Genomic DNA, 16961 nt, shown 5'->3' with positions numbered 1-16961 from the left:
CCGGCATGCCAGATGCCGGGGGCGTTTTCACTTTTTGGAAGATCCGGGGATCAGCCAGCCTGAGCCTCGCCCCGGGTGTGCTTCCAGGCGGCAAGCAGGCCGAAGCAGCCCGTGAGCATCATGTCCCCGCCGGGGGCGGGGTGGACGGCCTTCAGCCCGGGGATGTCCGCGCGGCGAGGCCCGATGACGTAGGTGGCCCGGAACGTGGAGGGCAGTGCGCGCACGGCGCTGCCGTGCCCGCCGGAGGAGAACACCTCCTCGTGGATGTGCTCGCCCGCACGGAAGCGCTCCAGGTGGCGCACCAGCTCATCCGGCGGAAGCATGCCCGTGTGGTGCTCGAACACGCCGAACAAGCGGCCTTGGTACACCAGCAGGCCCAGAATGTGGCTGTTGCCCATGTTCACGATCAGGGCGCCCTCCTCCTCGGAGCTGCTGCGCACCTCGGGGTCGAAGAGCGCGCCCAGGGCGGCGGCCGGCCCCGTGTCCATCACGGGGCCTCCGCCTGTGGCGTCGTGCACTTCGGCCAGGCGCGTGAACTCGGCGGGGGGAACGGCGTAGAGCATGTCCTCCAGCCTGCCGGAGGTGCGCTCCAGCGCGCCCTGCCAGAGCCTGAAGCGCCCGATGCGGCTGGACTGACCGGGGTGGTGCCCATGGTCCTGCGCGCAGGCCAGCACCAGGTCCGGCGGCTCCAGCCCGGCCTGGGCCAGCAGGCCCTGCCAGAAGGCGGGGTCGTAGTCGGCCTGGTGCACGGCCACGTGCCCGGCCGGGCAGCGGTCGCTCAGGAATATGCCGTGGCGCTCCAGGGAGGGCGGGTCGTCCGTGAGGGCCAGGGCGGCACGGGGGTGGGCGCTCACGGCCAGTCCGGCGGCCAGGTGGGCCTTCACGGCCTTGAAGAAGCCGCCGCCCATGTTGCGCCCGTGCAGGTGGAGGGGCGCCCCACGCTTGGTGAGCTCCGCTATGCGGGCCGCCACCATGCGGGCCGGGGCGGGCAGCACGAACTTGGGGCAGTTCTCCAGGGGGATGCCGGGCCGGTAGAGCAGCGCGTCCTGAGTGCCGCTGCCGATATCCAGGCAGAGGATCGAATTCATGGGGCCTTCCTGTGCTGGCCGGGCAGGTCCAGGGCGGGCTCCAGCCCGCGCATCACCCGGCGAACGAGCACGAACTCCGGGTCAGGAAAGCGCGTCAGGAGCCTGTTGGAGGCGTCGCGCACCTCCAGCGCGGAGAGCACCGGCCTGAAGGATGCGCCGTCCGGCGAGACCTCGAACTCGGCCACGTAGAGCACCGCCGCCGCGCTGGAGCCCACGCCCAATCTGGCCGCCGCGGCGGGGACTTCAAGCACGGCCGTGACACCCACCAGCCTGCTCCCGGCCGCGCCGCGCGCCAGCCACTTGGGCTCGCCCGAGAACCAACGGTAGGCGGCGAAGGCCTTGCCCAACGTCAAATCGGCGTCAAGCGCCGGAAAAGTGCCGTTGACCACCGCCGCCAGGGCCGGGTCCTGCCCGGGCTCGGCCTGGGCCTGCCTGCCCGCCAGCGGGACATCGCTCCCGATGTCCGGGGCGGAAGGCTTGAGCAACACGGCTCCGGCGATGAGCAGGGCGATCAGCGCCCCGGCCGCCCAGAGCAGTTTGTCACGCGCGAGCAGCCGGAGCATGGCCGCCTACTCCACCGGGCAGGGCAGGTTCTTGAACACGTAGCCGATCTCGCCGGTGTGCCTGGCGGCGTCGTAATAGAGCATGATGTCCACGTTCCTGCCCGTTATCATGCTGGTTCCGCCGCTCTGGGGGGTGGGCTTGCCGTGGCGGGCGGTCAGCTCCTTCACGATCGTGTCGAAGCCCTCCTGCCCGTCCACCTCCATGTCCACGGTGAAGAGGTAGTGGTACATGAACAGGTAGCTCAGGGACTTGAGCGGCACGCCGCAGAGGTGCTTGTCGTCGCCGGCGCGGGTGCAGCGCAGGCCTTCCTCCGAGTCCATCTCGCAGGCGAAGGTGTTGCCGGGGTTGAAGCGCTTGCCGAAGGGGATCCCCCGGAAGTCCTTGGGTTCGTCGCGCATGGCGGCCTGGGCGGGCAGGGCCAGGGCGGCCGCCAGAATCAGGGCCAGGACCGATGCGATGGCTCGTCTCATTGGATGTTCTCCTGCGTCCATTCGGAGGTGAAGTCCCCGGGGTTCTCCAGCCTGTAGCCCAGGGACTCTATCTCCCGGCGGACCTGCCGGTCGTCGTCCCCGCCGTCCAGGCGCAGCACGACCATGCTGCGGTCCCCGTGGCGGAAGACGCTGGTGGAAATGATGTTCACGTTGCGCCTGCAGGCCACTCCCGCGACCTCGTGCAGCACGCCGGGCCTATCCTCGGCTTCGAACACGAGACGGCAGCCGCCCTTGGCCCCGCCCATGTCGTCCACGAGCACCTCGAGCATGACCTCGTGATTGAGGTAGCCGAGCATCTCGCCTTTTGCGTCCACCACCGCGAGCGCGGCCAGGCCGCTGTCGTGCATGATGCGCGCGGCGGCCTCGATCTCGGTCTCGGGGAGCACGGGCATGATGTTCTTGCGCATGGCCATGGCCACGGTGAGCCGACGGGCCTGGAAGCTGTCCTCGACGATGCGCGCCCCGGCGGGCTGGGCCGGGAGCGCGGCGCTGACTTCCTCGCGGCGCAGATACCCCACCAGGCGGCCTTCGTCGATGGCGAGCACCACCCAAATGCGCTCGCGTTCAAACATTCTGGCCGCCTCGGAAAGGGCAGCCTGCGAGCTGATCGTTCTGAAATCCTTACGCATCTTAAGGCCGGCAAACATGAAGATCCTCCGGGATCGCACAAGGCGCTCAAAAACCGTGAAGCCCCGTGCAGGGGCGTCAGGTGCGGGCGCATTCTGGAGGCAATGCGGGGGAAGGTCAAGGGTGAGGGGATGATGCGGCCCCCGCCCGGGTGGGAGGGGGCTCAGGCCAGCCAGGTGAGGGAGTAGATGCGGGCGTAGACCCTGGTCATTCTACGGGCCTTGACGCGGCCCAGCCCCAGGTCGCGCAGGCGGCAATAGACGTGTGCGGGATTAAGTATGTGTTGCAGGTAGTTGCGCAGCTTCACGGCTTTCATGGCTGCCTCCGTCGATCACCCGGGCTTGCCCCGGAAATGCATGCGGCGTGCCGGGGTTCCTCCCCGGCTGCCGCCCGTTCCTGCCGGTCTTATCGGAGTCTCCGGCGTTTCCCTTTATGCCTTCCCGCCGCCGGGCGGGTTCGTGGTGAACCCGCCCGGCAGTGGTTTTGGGCGTTAGTTGGTCTTGATTGCCTTGTCGGCGGGGACTGCGCTCACCGTCTTGGCGGTTTCGGCCTTGGCTTCGGGGGCCTTGGCAGGCGCGGCCTTGGGGGCCTTGGTCTCCATGGTCTTGGCGGTCTTGGCCTTCTCGGCCTTCACCGGGGCGGCCGTGGTCTCCTTGACCTCGGGGGCCTTCACCGGCTCCGCCTTGACGGTCTTGACCTCCAGAGCCTTGACGGCCGGAGTCTCGGCCTTGGTCTCCACGGCCTTGGTGGTTTCGGTCTTCGCCGGGGCCTTGTCGGGCGTGGCGGCCTTGGTCTCCACAGGAAGCGCGGCCTTCTTCTCCGCAGCGGTCGCGGGCTTGACGTCCACGGTCTTCTTGGCCTCCACGGAGGCCTCCTGCTTCACCGTCTTGGACGCATCGGCAGGCGCAGCGGCGTCGTTTGCGGCGAAAACAACAGGGGCGCTCAGCAACATGGCACAGGCAACACTGCAAGCAAGAATGCGTTTCATGACTCAGACTCCAGATTGTAGACTGTTATTAAGTTCGCCGCCGCTCACTATGAGCCGCAATCACGAACGCACAGCATAAAGCATCAACCGTGCCAAACTCAAAACTCCCGCGAACAGGCCATTTTGGCCGATGTTTTTTCCAGGCGAATACGAAAGTACGTTTTTTTCACTTTCATGAACCACGCCGATTACGTTTTTTACACTCGCATGCACCGGGAGTCTGGTGGGGGATGGGGTGCGCGGCGGCCCCAGCGGGGAGAATGACCCCACGTGGGCCAGGCGGACCGCCTCGCCGCGAAAATACGAGGTCCGGGAAGGGAACAGGCGCATCTGCCAGGCGTGCCGGGCCAAGGGCGCGTGCACCCGACTCCGGCCGTCGGACTGGAAGCCGAGCCATCCTCCACACCAGCCAAATCCCCGGAAAGCGCGCCCCATCGCCAAGCCCTTTCAGCCTGGAAGCGGAGCGCCGCCACGCGGTCCAACGAGATCCGTCTTTCATTTCCCGGGAACGGCTTGAACTCGCGAAGCAGCAAAATCCCGGGTGGTTGTTGTAATCAACTGAATATCCGGGTATGGATCAAACTGTTATCATCAGCAAAGTTTCCAATTGGTTAGTCAGCTTCCAAGCACACCGCCGCGCCGGCGGCGGCCAGAGGTACTGTCGATGATCTGTGCAACCAGGGCATCCCTTGCGACCACCTGTATGTATCTCCGCAATATTTGCCTGATCCTGTGCGTCGCCGCGACGTGCGGATGCGCCTCCCTGCCTGACGCCAACAAGGTGCTGCACGCTGACGACCCTGAGGACGATGTCACGCCGATAATCAAGAAGAATCAAAAGATACTCCCGCCCAGGCAAAGCAAGGCCATCATCAGGAGCATGGAGAACAAGGTCGACGGTACGGAGATACTGCAGCGCCACATCCAGTCGATGCAGTCCATCAGCGACATCCCGCTGGAAGCCGGGAACAAGGTCACCCTGCTGATCGACGGCGAGGCCACCTACGCGGCCATGCTCAAGGCCATCGAGAACGCCAAGGACAGCATCAACTTCGAGACATTCATCCTCGACAACGACGAGATCGGCGCGACGTTCGCCTACGCCCTGATGCGCAAGGCCTCCCAAGGGGTGCAGGTCAACCTGATGTACGACAGCTACGGCTCAAGGAACACGCCTCCTGGGTTCTTCCAGCGGCTTAGGGACGCCGGAATCCTCGTGCTGGAATTCAACCCAATGAGTCCGGGGAAGGTGCATGCCGGAAGATCCTGGCAGCCGACCCACCGCGACCACCGCAAGATCCTCGTCGTGGACGGAACCGTCGCCTTCACCGGCGGGGTCAACATCAGCAACGTCTACTCCGGCACCTTCTTCAGCAACGGCAGACAAGGCGGCCCCTGGCGGGACACCCACCTGCAGATCGAGGGACCGGCCGTGTCGCAGGTCCAGAAACTGTTCCTCCAGAGTTGGGAACGCGAGGAAGGGCCGGCCCTCCCGGAGAGGAACTACTTCCCGAACATGAAACTGGCCGGGAAGACGCTTGTCAGGGTCATCGGCAGCCTGCCAGGAGAGAACAACAGACTCATCTACCTGATGTACATTTCAGCGATCGCCCATGCCAGCAACTCGATCTACATCACCACGCCGTATTTCGTGATCGACAAGCAGATGCTGCAGGCGCTCACGGAAGCGGCGAGCCGCGGCGTCGATGTAAAGATCCTCCTCCCGCACATCAGTGATTCAAAGATGACCTACTACGCCAGCAGGCATTACTATCAACGTTTGCTTGAAGCCGGCGTCCAGTTGTTCGAGCGCCGCGACAGGATGCTCCATGCCAAGACGGCCGTCTTCGACAACGTCCTGTCCACCGTGGGGTCGAGCAACCTTGATACGTTGAGCCTGCTGAAGAACGATGAGGTCAATGCGATCATCCTGGGGAAGGACTTCGCTGACGCTTTGCAGGATGTCTTCGAGAAGGACCTGGGCGAGTCCGACGAGATAACCCTCGATGCATGGAAAACGAGGCCCGAGGGCGAACGCCTCAAGGAGTCCTTCTCCATCATGTTCAAACATTGGTTGTAACAGGATTCCCCGGCGGCGGTGCGCGCCCCGCCGCATCGCCCGGCCTCATGGCGCCCGGGGAGCAGCCAGCGGCCTCCGCGGGGCAGCGACCAAGCCCGCATCGACGCAAAAAAGAAGGGCGGCCATTCTGTGGTCGCCCTTTCGGAAATTCCCTGGGAAGCTGTTAGCGCCGGAGTCGGATTGCCGACATGCTCACCTACCTTCAGGTGTGGCTCTTATCAGTGCGAATTATTGCTTCCCGGTTCCAATGCGCCTCTGTGCGCTGGTATGGTAGCAACTGGTTATTTCGCTCACCCCTCCGTTACCTGTTGGAGGCTGACGGCCTCACGCTTTATATATAAGCCCGATTTCCAGGCTGTCCAGGGAGGCAACCGCCCTGCCCCCTGAAAAACCACAAAAAAGCCGCGACGCCTTGGGCGTCGCGGCCAGATGGTTTTCAGAGGTCCGGGATCAGAAGCCGCAGGCGGCGAGCAACCCGGTGAGCACCTTGTCGGAATCGAAGAACTCCTCGGCGATGCGCCTCGCGCCCGCGCGGTGGCGCGGGTAGTCGGCCAGCACGTTCTCGATGGCGGCCTTGGCGTTGTCCACGCCGTCGAAGGTCACCAGCCCCTCGCCCACGGGCAGGTAGGTGCCGAAGCCGGTATCCTCAACGATGACGGGGCGCCCGGCGGCCAGGTAGGTGGCGGAGCGGTCCGAGAACCAGCCGGATTTCAGCTGGATGTTCTGCTCCTTGGCCACTGTGAACTCGCCCTTCGAGTCGAGGATGTAGTCGTGATAGGCCCAGATGTCCTTGGAGAGCAGCAGGGCGTCGCGCACGTTCCAGCCGTGTTCAGCGAAGCGCCGGGCGTCCTCCTTCATGCCGCTCATTGTCAGGTCGAGCACCACGCCGGGGAGCGTGCCGGGCAGGTCGATGATGCGCTCGTACTTCTCGCACTTGCGCCATGAGAGCCGCTTGCCCTCGTGCACGATGTCGCGGCCCTGGGCGTCCCAACTGCCGATGGTGGTGAAGGCCTGGCCCGGGGTGTCGCGCATGGGCCACATGTCCAGCACCACGGGCACGCACAGGGGCACATAGTCGATGCCCGCGAGGTCGACGCCGGTGGAGCCGGTGGGGATGTTGCAACCCACGGTGAAGAAGACGTCGTGGCGCTTGTAGTAGTCCCTGGTCCAGTCGTCGCCCGCGATCTTGGATTGGGTGAAGATGGGGTCCGTGTCGATGATGGCCCGCACCTTCGCCTTCATGTAGGCATCGCGCAGGGGGATGACGCCGGAGACGTTCAGGAACAGGTCCGCGCTGGAGCAGAAGCTCTCGAGGTCTCCGCGCTCCATGCCCCAGAGCGTGTTCTCGAAGATGGAGTTGTAGGCCCAGCGCCCGCCCAGGCCGATGGCCTCCATGGCCTCGGCGAGAACCTTGCGCCCGTGGCTGGATTCGGCCGAGGCGTAACCCCGGTTGGGGTCGAAGGGCAGCGCCCACTCGGCCGTGTCTTCCAGGAAGATGACCTCATGCCCCAGGCGGCTGAGCCCCTTGAGCATGTGCATGAGCATCCACACCTGGCCGCCGAGGGGAAACCCGACAGCATAACCGCCGACCACCACCTTGAGTTTGCGCATCCTCTTAGGAATCCTTCTTGCTCACCGTTTTGATGCGTTGCCCGCTCTTGCGCTGGAGCTCCTGCATGATCCGGGCGCCTTCGCGCACCGTGACCACGGGGATGCCCTCGGAGTTGATCCACTGGCAGAGCGCATCGAGGTTTTCCGGGGAATAGGGCTCCCAGCCGAGCGACTCGCCCACGCCGTGGAAGCACAGCACCACCCACCCGCCGTACTGCAGGCAGTGGTCCCTGATGATGTGGCTGAGCGACTGCATAGTGTCGTGCTCGTGCACCATGAAGCGCTTGATGGCGTAGGGATCGAAGGTGGCCGGGCGGTTGTCGGAGTCGCGCCCGGTGCAGGCCCTGGCGTAGTAGTCCACGCTCATGGCCTCCACGTCGTCGGTCCAGTAGTTGTAGGGGGCGATGAAGGTGTCCACGTTGAAGCCCGCCTCGCGCAGGATCTGCCGGGACTGCTCCAGCTCGCGCTGGTAGGAGCCCGCGCGGATGTCCAGCGACTGGGCCGGCAGGGCGCGGTAGGGGTGCACGTGGAGTTCGGCGATGGTCCTGTCGTACCAGTAGGAGCCTTTGTTGGCGTCCACCTGGTCCGCGCTTTCCACCGGCGTCAGGGGCATCTCGTCCTGATAGATCCCGGAGATGAGGTCGTATTCGTACTGGGCCTGGTAGTGGTCCACCCGCTTGGCGTCCAGGTGCCAGCCCTGGATCCGCTCCTGGGCGTAGGTCCTGGGGATGGAGATGGGGCGGGTGTGGGTGAGGCTGTGGGAGGCCACTTCCCAGCCTGCCTCCTGCAGCTCCCGCACCTGGGAGATGTCCATGTAGTCGTTGTTGCCCGATGTGACCCTGCTGGCCACGATGCCCACCGTGGCAAGCTGGTTGCGCTTGCGCAGAATGGGGAAGGCTTTGGTGTAGTTGGTCACGATGCCGTCGTCGAAGGTGAAGGTCATCATTCCTTTTGGGAGACGGGACTCCGCCGCTTGGGCGGAGGGCGCGGTGATGGCGCCGGGTGCGAGGCCGGTTCCGAGCGCGGCGGTCAGCCCGGCGAGCGCACCGAGGAATTTACGTCGTTGCATGGTCCAATACTCCGTTGCGGTACCCGCTGCCGCCCCAGGAACTCGGGGACGGCGCAGGCTCGCCGCTTCATATGCAAATGCCGGACCAGGTTGGACCCGATACAGCCTTGGGCGACGTCCGAGGTGTCTTCCCCGGACGTCCGATACAACAAAATGGTCCTGAAATCAATGCGAGCGGCCAACCAGCTTACATCACTGTGCTTTTGCGACCACCCAGGGCTTGCGGCCCGCAGCCGCTTGACCCCTCCAGGCAACCTGTTAGTGTCGCGCCGCCGGCTCCGGTCGGCTGCCTCACACTATCTATCTGAAATAATTTGTCATCGCGGCGAGACTCCCCGGAAGCGGCAGTCCCGTCCGCTGCTTAAGCGGGGAAACACGATGCAGCACCCCAGAATGTATCTGGCAGCGGCCCTGGCGCTCGCGGCCATCGGGCTGGCAGCCCAGGCACACGCGGAGCCCAAGCATTACCAGGTCTCGCAGCGCCACTTCGAGGAACTTGCCGACAAGGCCTCCCGAATGGCCCGTGAGGCGGACAGCACCAGCGACATCAACGCCTGCAACTACTTCACCGCCGTGGCCATGACCTACGCCGTGCGCGCCCACGCCCTGGCCCAGCTCTCAGACCTGGCCGCGCAGATCCGACAGCCAGAGGACAGATCACTGGCGCGCCAGAGGCTTGCCGAAACACAGGCCTACACCAGCCTCTACCTCGAAACCGACCTCAAGATGCTTGAGAACCTGAGCTCCAGTACGCGCAGCTCCGGCATTCGGGAGACGGGCCTGCGCCTGCTCAACGAGCTGCGGGTCTTCGCCCGCAACGTCGCGGTGCGCCCGAGGGACTAGCGCCCGTCTTTGGGACTCACAGGCCCGGTCCGCCGATCCACACGCCGAGGGCGCGGTGGTCCTTGATGCCGGATTGCAGCGGGAAATACTGTCTGGAAACCCGGACGCCCACAATCTCACCCTCTTTGGCCGCCCCCGCCGGGATGGTCAGGCTGGCGTGACGCCCGGTGGAGGCGTCCAGCACCGCCTTGGCCACAATGCGCCCCCCCGCGAGCAGTTCCACGCCCACCGGGTTGGCCGCCAGGTCCGGGTGCGGCGTCCCGACCAGATAAGTCCAGGGCCCAGGTCCGGCAAGGGGCCAAGTTGAGGCCCCGCAGCTCCAGCGCACGGTGCGCCCTTCCACCAGTTCCGGGGCTGAAAGCCCTTGCAGGCGCGCGGGCCCTGCCTGCGCGTAGCCGCCGAGGCCGTAGCGGGCGGCCGTGACCGCCTGACCGGCGTTGAAAAGGTCCGCCAGCAGCGCCAGGCACACCGCCAGCGCGGCCAGATCGCGGCCCCGGCGCGCGGTGAACTCCGCCAGCCAGCCGCCCTCCTCGTCCTCCAGGCGCAGGCAGTAGGCCAGCACGCCAAAGAAGAGCAGCCACACCGCCGGAATGTAGATCATCTCCTGGAAGAAGCCGAACAGGTGGAAGGCCCCCAGGGCCAGCAGCGCGGCCAGGCTGGCCGGGTCGGCCCGCCGCCGGTGGCGGATCAGGCACAGCCGGCCCGCCCTGAACGCCAGCAGCAGCCACAGGCCAAGCCCCAGCGCGCCCCCGCCCGCGAAAATCTGGATGTAGAGGTTGTGGGTGGCCTCGAAGGCCTCGGCGTCCGCCGGAATGGCCTTGGCCAGGGCGCTCGACTCCACGGCCATGAGCTTGTGATAGTGCCAGGCGTAGGTCTCATAGCCCATGCCCGCAAGGGGGGCCTCCTGGCCTATGAGCAGGCCGCTGCGGAACACCGTGGGGCGCGGGGTGTCCAGGAAGAGCTCCAGGCGCTGGGTTATCATGGTGGCCAGGGGGAAGTTGAGCAGCGATATCTTGGTGGCCGCCAGGAAGCCGTAGACTCCCGCCGCCACCACGCCCACCACGGCCACGCCCAGCAGAGCGCCGCGCAGCATGCGCTTGTAATGCAGGGCGAAGAGGTCGAAGCGGCCCGTGTCGGCCACGATGAGCGCCACGGCCAGCAGCCCCGAGACCAGCCAGGCCGCGCGGGCCATGGTCAGCACCATGGCGGCCAGGGCCAGGGCCAGGAGCCCGTAGAGCACGAACCTGCCCCATTTCCTGCCCAGCAGGAGCAGGAAGGGGAAGCCCACGCAGACGTACTCCGCGAACCAGCCGGGGTTGAGGAAGAGCGAGGTCAGCCTGTCGCTCATGGCGAAGGCCCGGCCCTTGGCCAGGAAGAACTCGGCCAGCCCGAAGACCAGCGCCGCCGGGATGCCGGCGGCCACGCCGCGCAGCAGCGCCGTCTGCGGCCCGGCGTCCTCCAGGCGTGAGAGAGCCCAGGCGAACAGGGTGTACACGGCCAGGCGGTCCATGGCCGCGAAGGCGTAGAAGCTGCTGTCCGCCGTGCTGTAGAACACCAGCCGCGCCCAGTCCTTTGGGCCGAAGTCGATGAACGCGCGGGCCAGCTCGCCCAGGGGCAGCGTCAGGACGCCGCAGAGCATCACGGCGGCGAAGGCCGCGGTCCAGACGCGCAACGGCCCCCAGGAAACGTTCGAGGCGGGCTGGGCCAGCAGGGCGAGCGCGAGGCAGCTCACCAGGAAGTGCAGCACCTGGGCGTGGGCCGAATAGGATTGATAGCCGAAGAAGATCAGCCCCGCGCCAAGGGCCGCCGTCAGGTATCCCGCCAAGCTCCTCCAGCGCACGCAGGCCGCGCAGGCCGCGGCCCAGAGCAGCGCGGCCAGACGCACGCGCGGCCCCATGTCCCAGAGCAGGAAGCCGGAAAGCGCCGCGTTGACGGCCAGGAAGGCCGCCGCCAGGCTGGTGGTGAAGGTGTTGCGTCGCATGGGCCAGGGGCTTTTAACGCAGGCCGTCCCAGAAATCGAGCACGGCCTGCCGCTGCGGCCCGAGCCCGTAGGCGCGGGCCGTGCGGGCGCAGTTGCCCAGCACGGCGGCCAGCTCCGGCCCGCCAGCGCGCCAGAGGTTCAGGGCCCTCTCCAGGCCCAGGGCCGCGCCCATCACGTCGTTGTCGTAGGCGAAGAATCCGTTGCCGCCCCAGGGCACGTCGTCCACGGGACACGGGGGCGGGCAGCCGCCCTCCCCGGCCTGGCGCATGTAGTCCCAGCCGCCCAGACCCGCGAAGCCCACGGGGATGGCCCCGCAGGCCATGGCCTCCAGCGGCGGCAGGGGGCAGCCCTCGGGAAACCCCGAGGCCAGGAAGACGTGACTGCGGCCCAGGGCGGCGGCCACCCCGGCCTGATCCATGCCGCCGATCTCCAGCCACTCCGGGTCCGTGTGGCCGCGCGCCTGGACCACCGCGCGGACCTGCTCGGCCAGGGCCTTGTTCTTGCGGGGCATCCAGGCAACGGTGAGCTTGCCTGGCTTGGCCTCCGGGGTGCGGAACAGCTCCAGGTCGATGCCCGGGCGCAGGATGGGGGCGTCCACCCCCAGGGCCTCGCGCATGAACCAGGCCACGGGGCGCGACACGGCCAGCAACTCCACGGGCAGGCTGCGCCAGTCCACCCCCGGGGGCAGGCCGGTGAACAGGTAGGCCCAGTTCTGCACGTAGGAGAAACAGCGCGCCTTTGCCGCGAGCCCGGGCGCCAGGCCGTTGACCCAGCCCTCGGGCACCACCCACACGTCGCCGGGGCCAACGCCGCTATCGGCCGCATCCACCTCGGGCAGGTCGGGCGCGTCGGGCCGCCAGACCGCCTTTTCGCGCAGGGCCAGGCGCACCTCGTGCCCGGCCTCGTGCAGGAAGGCCGCCATGCGGTAGATCACCGCCACGCCCCCTGCGGGCTTGCGCACGGGGGGGATGAAGAAGAATGTGGTGGAGCGTTTGGCTTGCATCTTGTTGTTACCCCGGGGTATTGACTGGACGGACCCGAACCAAACCACGACGACGAGGCCCACCATGCACGAATGCGACCGTTTCGGCCAGCCGTGGCCCAGCCTCTCCGCCGACGACACCCGCATCCCCACGCTCGGCCCCGCAAAGATCCCCAACCCGCGCAAGGGCTCCTTGTTCGTCAGCGACGACCACGGGGTCCTGCTGGACGTGGCCTACAGGCCTGGCGACACCAACCCCACCTCCCCCGTGTTCCAGCAGGGCGGGCCGCGCGCCAACATCTATTTCGACCCGCCCAAGACCAAGTGCGCGGTGGTGACTTGCGGGGGCATCTGCCCGGGCGTCAACGACGTGATCCGCTCCATCGTCATGGAGGCGCACCACGGCTACGACATCTCCGCCATCCTGGGCGTGCGCTACGGCCTGGCGGGCTTCATCCCCAAATCGAGCCCCGACGTCATGGAGCTGACCCCGGCCAACGTGGCCGACATCCACGAGTTCGGGGGCACGGTGCTCGGCTCCTCGCGCGGGCCGCAGAACCCCGAGGACGTGGTGGACGCCCTGGAGAGGCTCAACGTGGGCGTGCTCTTCATGCTGGGCGGTGTGGGCACCATGCGCGCGGCCCAGGCCATCCACGGGGTCACCACCAAGCGCGGGCTGAAGATCGCCGTGGTCTGCGTGCCCAAGACCATCGACAACGACATCCACTTCGTCAACTGCACCTTCGGCTTCGACACCGCCGTGGAGAAGGCCGTGGAGGCCATCCGCTGCGCCCACGTGGAGGCCCTGGGCGCGCCCTACGGCGTGGGCATGGTCAAGCTCATGGGGCGCGAGTCCGGCTTCATCGCAGCGGCGGCGGCCCTGGCCATCAAGGAGGTCAACTTCGTGCTGGTGCCCGAACAGCCCTTCACGCTGGAGGGGCCCGCCGGGTTCCTGCCCACCCTGGAGGCCAGGCTCAAGCGACGGGGCCACGCCGTGGTGGTTGTGGCCGAGGGCGCGGGCCAGCACCTGCTGCCCGAATCCGGGCTCACGGACGCCTCGGGCAACCGCATCCTGGGCGACATCTGCGGCCTGCTCCTCAAGGAGATGAAGCGCTACTTCAAGGACCGCCTGCCCATGTCCGTGAAATTCATCGACCCCAGCTACATCATCCGCTCCGTGCCCGCCGGGGCCTCGGACCGGGCCCACTGCAACATGCTGGGGACCATGGCCGTGCACGCGGGCATGGCCGGCAAGACCGGACTGATGGTCACGGAAATCCACGACATCCCGGCCCACGTGCCCCTGCCCCTGGTCACGGTGGAGCGAAAGCTCATGGACCTCACCTCCAACTTCTGGCAGCAGGTGCTCGACTCCACGGGCCAGAACCGCGTGGTGAACGCGCCCGGGGCCTGCGCCTGCCCGGTCTGAAAGGCGGCCCGCACTTGACAGCCGAGGGCGGGGCGTATAGCCCTTGCCCTGCCATCTCCGGCCGTTACGGAACACGGTGCGAATCCGTGGCGGTCCCGCCGCAGTAAGCGAAGACGATGCTCGCGAACCACTGTCCCCTTCGGGGATGGGAAGGGCGGGCGGAGGATGACGCGCGAGCCTGAAGACGGACGGCCGGACTTGTTTCGCGGATTGGACCTATGGCAACGGCGATCCCTTGACCCCTTACCGGGGCCAAGGGATTTTTTGTTTTCCCGAACCCGGCATCAGCCGGTATCAAAGGATAGACCATGACTTCCCGCAGCGACTTCGACGCCCTGCTCGCCCGCATCGCCCCCGTGGATTCCGCCCTGGCCGCCAAGGCCCAGGCCCATCTGGACAGCCTGACCAAGCCCCAGGGCAGCCTCGGCCGCCTGGAGGAGATGGCCCTCCGCCTGTTCTTGATCCAGGGCGGCCAAGCCCCCAAGGCCGACCCGGCCGTGATCTTCACCTGCGCGGGCGACCACGGCGTGGCCGCCGAAGGCGTGAGCCTCTTCCCGCAGGAGGTCACCCGCCAGATGGTGCTCAACTTCGTGGGCGGCGGCGCTGGCATCAACGTGCTGGCCCGCCAGGCCGGGGCGGAGCTGCGCGTGGTGGACGCCGGGTGCGCGGGCGGCGAGTTCCCCGAGCACCCCATGCTGTTGCAGGCCAAGGTCATGCAGGGCACCGCCAACATGGCCCAGGGCCCGGCCATGAGCACGGAGCAGTGCCTCCAGGCCCTGATGCTGGGCGCCTCCCTGGCGGGAAAGGCCGCCTCGGCGGGCTACCGGGTGCTGGGCACCGGGGATATGGGCATCGCCAACACCACCCCCTCCACCGCGCTCTACTGCGCCTTCCTGGGCATGGCCCCGGTGGAGGTCACCGGCCCCGGCACGGGCCTGAACGCCGAGGGCGTGGCCCGCAAGGCCCAGGTGATCGAGAAGAGCATGCAGGCGAACGCCAAGGCCCTGGCCTCGGGCGACCCCGTGGAGATTCTGGCCGCGCTGGGCGGTTGCGAAATCGCCTGCCTGGCGGGCCTGATCCTGGGCGCGGCGGCCAACCGCATGGCCGTGCTGGTGGACGGCTTCATCTCCTCCGCGGCCTTTGTGTCGGCCTGGAAGATGAACCCCGCCGTGCTGGACTACTGCTTCTTCAGCCACGCCTCGGCCGAGCCGGGCCACCAGAAGATCATGCGCCTCGTGGGCGCATCCCCCCTGCTGGACCTGGGCCTGCGCCTGGGCGAGGGCACCGGGGCGGCCCTGGCCCTGACCGTGCTGCGGGCCGGAGCGGCAATCTACAACGAAATGGCCACGTTCGCGCAGGCCGGGGTGAGCACCTCGGAAGCCTGAGCGCCAGCCCCGGCGAGGGGATGACAAACCCGGGCGAAGGCCCTATATGGAAAGGGACGGCCCCCAACGGGGATCGTCCCTTCTATCGTCCGCAATTCGAACCGGAGCCCGGACATGAACGACGGCCTGGTCCATTTCGCAACCTACGACGGCCTGGTGCACTCGCCGGACGCCATCACGGCCCACCCGGCCGGCGAATTCTTCGCCGCCCCGGCCGGGCACGTGCTCGTGCCCACCCCGCCCGCCGACCAGGTGATCCACGTTCTCCAGGAGAACATCGTGGGCCACGTGGTCAACGAAATCGTCTAGCCAGACGCCTTCCCGCCTCGGTTCCCCCCGTTTTTCCGGTTCAGCGCGCGATGCGCTCCAGCCCCACGGTCACGAAGCTCCACATGGACATGCCCCACATGCAGGCCCCCACGATCCAGACCAGCGGCTGGAAGCGGCGGTAGGGCACGGCGAAACAGGCCAGCAGGCTGCCCAGCATGCCCAGGATGGGGAAGAAGTAGCGTCCCTGGGCCTGGAAGTCGGCCGTCCAGGAGTGCCAGAAGGACTGGGCCACGGTCAGCCCGGCGAAAATCAGGAACACCCCTGCAAGCGCCCAGCGGACGAGCCTGCCTTGCCCGGCTCCGGCCGGAACGTCCGGCGTGGGGATGGCCATGAGGCCCGACTCCCGGCTGGCCCTGTCGGGCTCCGGGCCAGCGGGCCTGGCCAGCAGCGCGGGCAGCAGCGAAGCGGCCAGCAGGGCGTAGAGCATCCAGGTGATGTAGCGGTAGAACAGCAGCGGGGCGTAGATCTTCATGTAGCCGTAGACCCCGAAGCTGGTGCGCTGCGTCCAGATGTGCCAGTTCCACTTGGTGAACATTTCCTGGAAGCTCAGGCCCTGGGCGCGCATGTTCATGCCCCAGAAGCCCTTCCCCTCCGCTTGTTTGGAGGGCTTGAAGTCTTCGGCGGCAAGCTGTTCGGCGGCCTTGTACACGGCGTCCGGCGGCTGGTGCCCCACCACCCAGGCGTCCACGCCCAGGCGCAGGCCCAGCACCCCCGCCAGCAGCGCGACCACCAGGAGGGCCTGGCGCAGCCCCAGCGCGGGCCGCCGCGCCGCCGCCACGGCCACCGCCCAGAAGCACAGGAAGAAGGCCAGGAACACGTAGTAGTTCTGCTTGGAGACGGTCAGCAGCCCGAGCACCAGCCCCAGCTTGACCAGCGTGCCGGTGCGAACGCCCGCGTCCGGGCTGCCGCCCGTGACGTTCATCATCTGGGCGTGGGAGGCCACCACGTCCTCGAACGCGCCGGGCGTCAGGCCCGAGAGGGCGTCGGTCTGCTCCAGAAGGCGGCAGACCAGGAACACCGCCAGGAAGCTCAGGGCCAACGGCAGGGCGTCGCCGTTGAAATAACTGAAGATGTACCAGATCTGCGGCGAGATGAAGAGCGGCAGGAAGCTGACGCGGTACGGCGGCGTGAGCCGCCAGAACAGCAGCATCAGCCAGCCCAGCAGGCAGACGTTGAACAGGCGCAGGGCCAGGTAGTCCTTCCCGGCCAGAGGCACCACCGCGCGGGCGAACTTGCCCGCGAAGAAGTACACGGCGTCCAACTGGTTGAGGTAGGAGACGCCGTAGTTGCTGTAGGCCCCCCGGGCGCGCTCGTCGCCCACCTTCGGGGGGTCCCAGTATTCCATGTAATAGCGGCCCGCGCCCACGTGGTCCTTCTCGTCAGGGTGGGCGTTGAAGGCGCTGACGAAGCTCATGGCGCAGACCACGGCCATGGTCGCGAACATGGCCGCCAGCCAGAGCAGGCGCGTCAGGGGATTGGGTCGCATGGGTCAG

At 67.2% G+C, this 16961-nt stretch carries 16 protein-coding genes and 1 riboswitch; of the genes, 5 read left to right on the top strand and 11 right to left on the bottom strand.

Annotation, left to right across the window (positions count from 1 at the left end):
• Positions 1-50: 50 nt before the first annotated feature.
• The 6 genes from MLE27_RS04695 to MLE27_RS04670 all read right to left on the bottom strand — a co-directional run bounded on the left by MLE27_RS04695 (position 51) and on the right by MLE27_RS04670 (position 3722).
• Complete coding sequence (locus MLE27_RS04695; RefSeq protein ID WP_243310728.1) at positions 51-1088, bottom strand: DUF1786 domain-containing protein; 1038 nt, start codon at positions 1086-1088, stop codon at positions 51-53.
• Entirely contained in the window at positions 1085-1651 is a 567-nt protein-coding gene (locus MLE27_RS04690; RefSeq protein ID WP_243310727.1) for a hypothetical protein, read from the bottom strand. Before MLE27_RS04690 ends, MLE27_RS04695 begins: the two co-directional genes overlap by 4 nt.
• A gap of 6 nt (positions 1652-1657) precedes the next feature.
• Positions 1658-2122 carry a hypothetical protein gene (locus tag MLE27_RS04685; RefSeq protein WP_243310726.1) on the bottom strand — a complete coding sequence of 155 codons (465 nt, stop codon included), beginning with the start codon at positions 2120-2122 and terminating at the stop codon, positions 1658-1660.
• Entirely contained in the window at positions 2119-2772 is a 654-nt protein-coding gene (locus tag MLE27_RS04680) for a CBS domain-containing protein (RefSeq protein WP_279355683.1), read from the bottom strand. Before MLE27_RS04680 ends, MLE27_RS04685 begins: the two co-directional genes overlap by 4 nt.
• Before the next feature lie 161 nt (positions 2773-2933).
• Positions 2934-3086, bottom strand: a complete 153-nt coding sequence (locus tag MLE27_RS04675; RefSeq protein WP_243310724.1) for a hypothetical protein — start codon at positions 3084-3086, stop codon at positions 2934-2936.
• A gap of 174 nt (positions 3087-3260) precedes the next feature.
• Positions 3261-3722 carry a hypothetical protein gene (locus MLE27_RS04670; RefSeq protein WP_243310723.1) on the bottom strand — a complete coding sequence of 154 codons (462 nt, stop codon included), beginning with the start codon at positions 3720-3722 and terminating at the stop codon, positions 3261-3263.
• Positions 3723-4461: 739 nt separating this feature from the next.
• Here MLE27_RS04670 and cls point away from each other — a divergent pair.
• Positions 4462-5838, top strand: a complete 1377-nt coding sequence (cls, locus tag MLE27_RS04665) for a cardiolipin synthase (RefSeq protein WP_243310722.1) — start codon at positions 4462-4464, stop codon at positions 5836-5838.
• A 450-nt stretch (positions 5839-6288) separates the two neighbouring features.
• Here the strand turns inward: cls and MLE27_RS04660 are convergent, their stop codons facing one another.
• Positions 6289-7449, bottom strand: a complete 1161-nt coding sequence (locus tag MLE27_RS04660) for a glycosyltransferase (protein ID WP_243310721.1) — start codon at positions 7447-7449, stop codon at positions 6289-6291.
• 4 nt (positions 7450-7453) lie between these two features.
• Positions 7454-8518, bottom strand: a complete 1065-nt coding sequence (locus tag MLE27_RS04655; RefSeq protein ID WP_243310720.1) for a polysaccharide deacetylase family protein — start codon at positions 8516-8518, stop codon at positions 7454-7456.
• A gap of 378 nt (positions 8519-8896) precedes the next feature.
• On the opposite strand from MLE27_RS04655, the gene MLE27_RS04650 reads away from it, so the two are divergent.
• Positions 8897-9361 carry a hypothetical protein gene (locus MLE27_RS04650; protein WP_243310719.1) on the top strand — a complete coding sequence of 155 codons (465 nt, stop codon included), beginning with the start codon at positions 8897-8899 and terminating at the stop codon, positions 9359-9361.
• 16 nt (positions 9362-9377) lie between these two features.
• Here MLE27_RS04650 and MLE27_RS04645 read toward each other — a convergent pair whose 3' ends face one another.
• Together MLE27_RS04645 and MLE27_RS04640 are read right to left on the bottom strand one after the other, a co-directional pair.
• The gene (locus tag MLE27_RS04645; RefSeq protein WP_243310718.1) at positions 9378-11342 is read right to left on the bottom strand and encodes an O-antigen ligase family protein; all 1965 of its coding nucleotides are present in this window, start codon (positions 11340-11342) and stop codon (positions 9378-9380) included.
• 13 nt (positions 11343-11355) lie between these two features.
• On the bottom strand, positions 11356-12345 hold the full coding sequence (locus MLE27_RS04640; protein WP_243310717.1) for a glycosyltransferase family protein: 990 nt from the start codon (positions 12343-12345) through the stop codon (positions 11356-11358).
• Positions 12346-12409: 64 nt separating this feature from the next.
• Here MLE27_RS04640 and MLE27_RS04635 point away from each other — a divergent pair, with 64 nt between their 5' ends.
• The 3 genes from MLE27_RS04635 (at position 12410) to MLE27_RS04625 (ending at position 15447) form a co-directional block, all read left to right on the top strand.
• Positions 12410-13753: an ATP-dependent 6-phosphofructokinase gene (locus tag MLE27_RS04635; RefSeq protein WP_243310716.1), complete on the top strand. Its 1344-nt coding sequence runs from the start codon at positions 12410-12412 to the stop codon at positions 13751-13753.
• Positions 13754-13797: 44 nt separating this feature from the next.
• A riboswitch (cobalamin riboswitch) is annotated at positions 13798-13961 on the top strand.
• A gap of 100 nt (positions 13962-14061) precedes the next feature.
• Positions 14062-15138, top strand: coding sequence for a nicotinate-nucleotide--dimethylbenzimidazole phosphoribosyltransferase (gene cobT, locus MLE27_RS04630; protein ID WP_243310715.1), 1077 nt, complete (start codon positions 14062-14064; stop codon positions 15136-15138).
• A gap of 114 nt (positions 15139-15252) precedes the next feature.
• Positions 15253-15447 (top strand): hypothetical protein, encoded by a 195-nt coding sequence (locus MLE27_RS04625; protein WP_243310714.1) that lies wholly within the window; start codon positions 15253-15255, stop codon positions 15445-15447.
• 40 nt (positions 15448-15487) lie between these two features.
• Here the strand turns inward: MLE27_RS04625 and MLE27_RS04620 are convergent, their stop codons facing one another.
• Entirely contained in the window at positions 15488-16954 is a 1467-nt protein-coding gene (locus tag MLE27_RS04620; protein WP_243310713.1) for a hypothetical protein, read from the bottom strand.
• Positions 16955-16961: the final 7 nt, after the last annotated feature.

It is taken from the genome of Fundidesulfovibrio agrisoli (assembly GCF_022808715.1).
GTDB classification, from domain to species: Bacteria; Desulfobacterota; Desulfovibrionia; order Desulfovibrionales; family Desulfovibrionaceae; genus Fundidesulfovibrio; species Fundidesulfovibrio agrisoli.
This window is presented reverse-complemented; position numbering and strand designations above follow the sequence as displayed.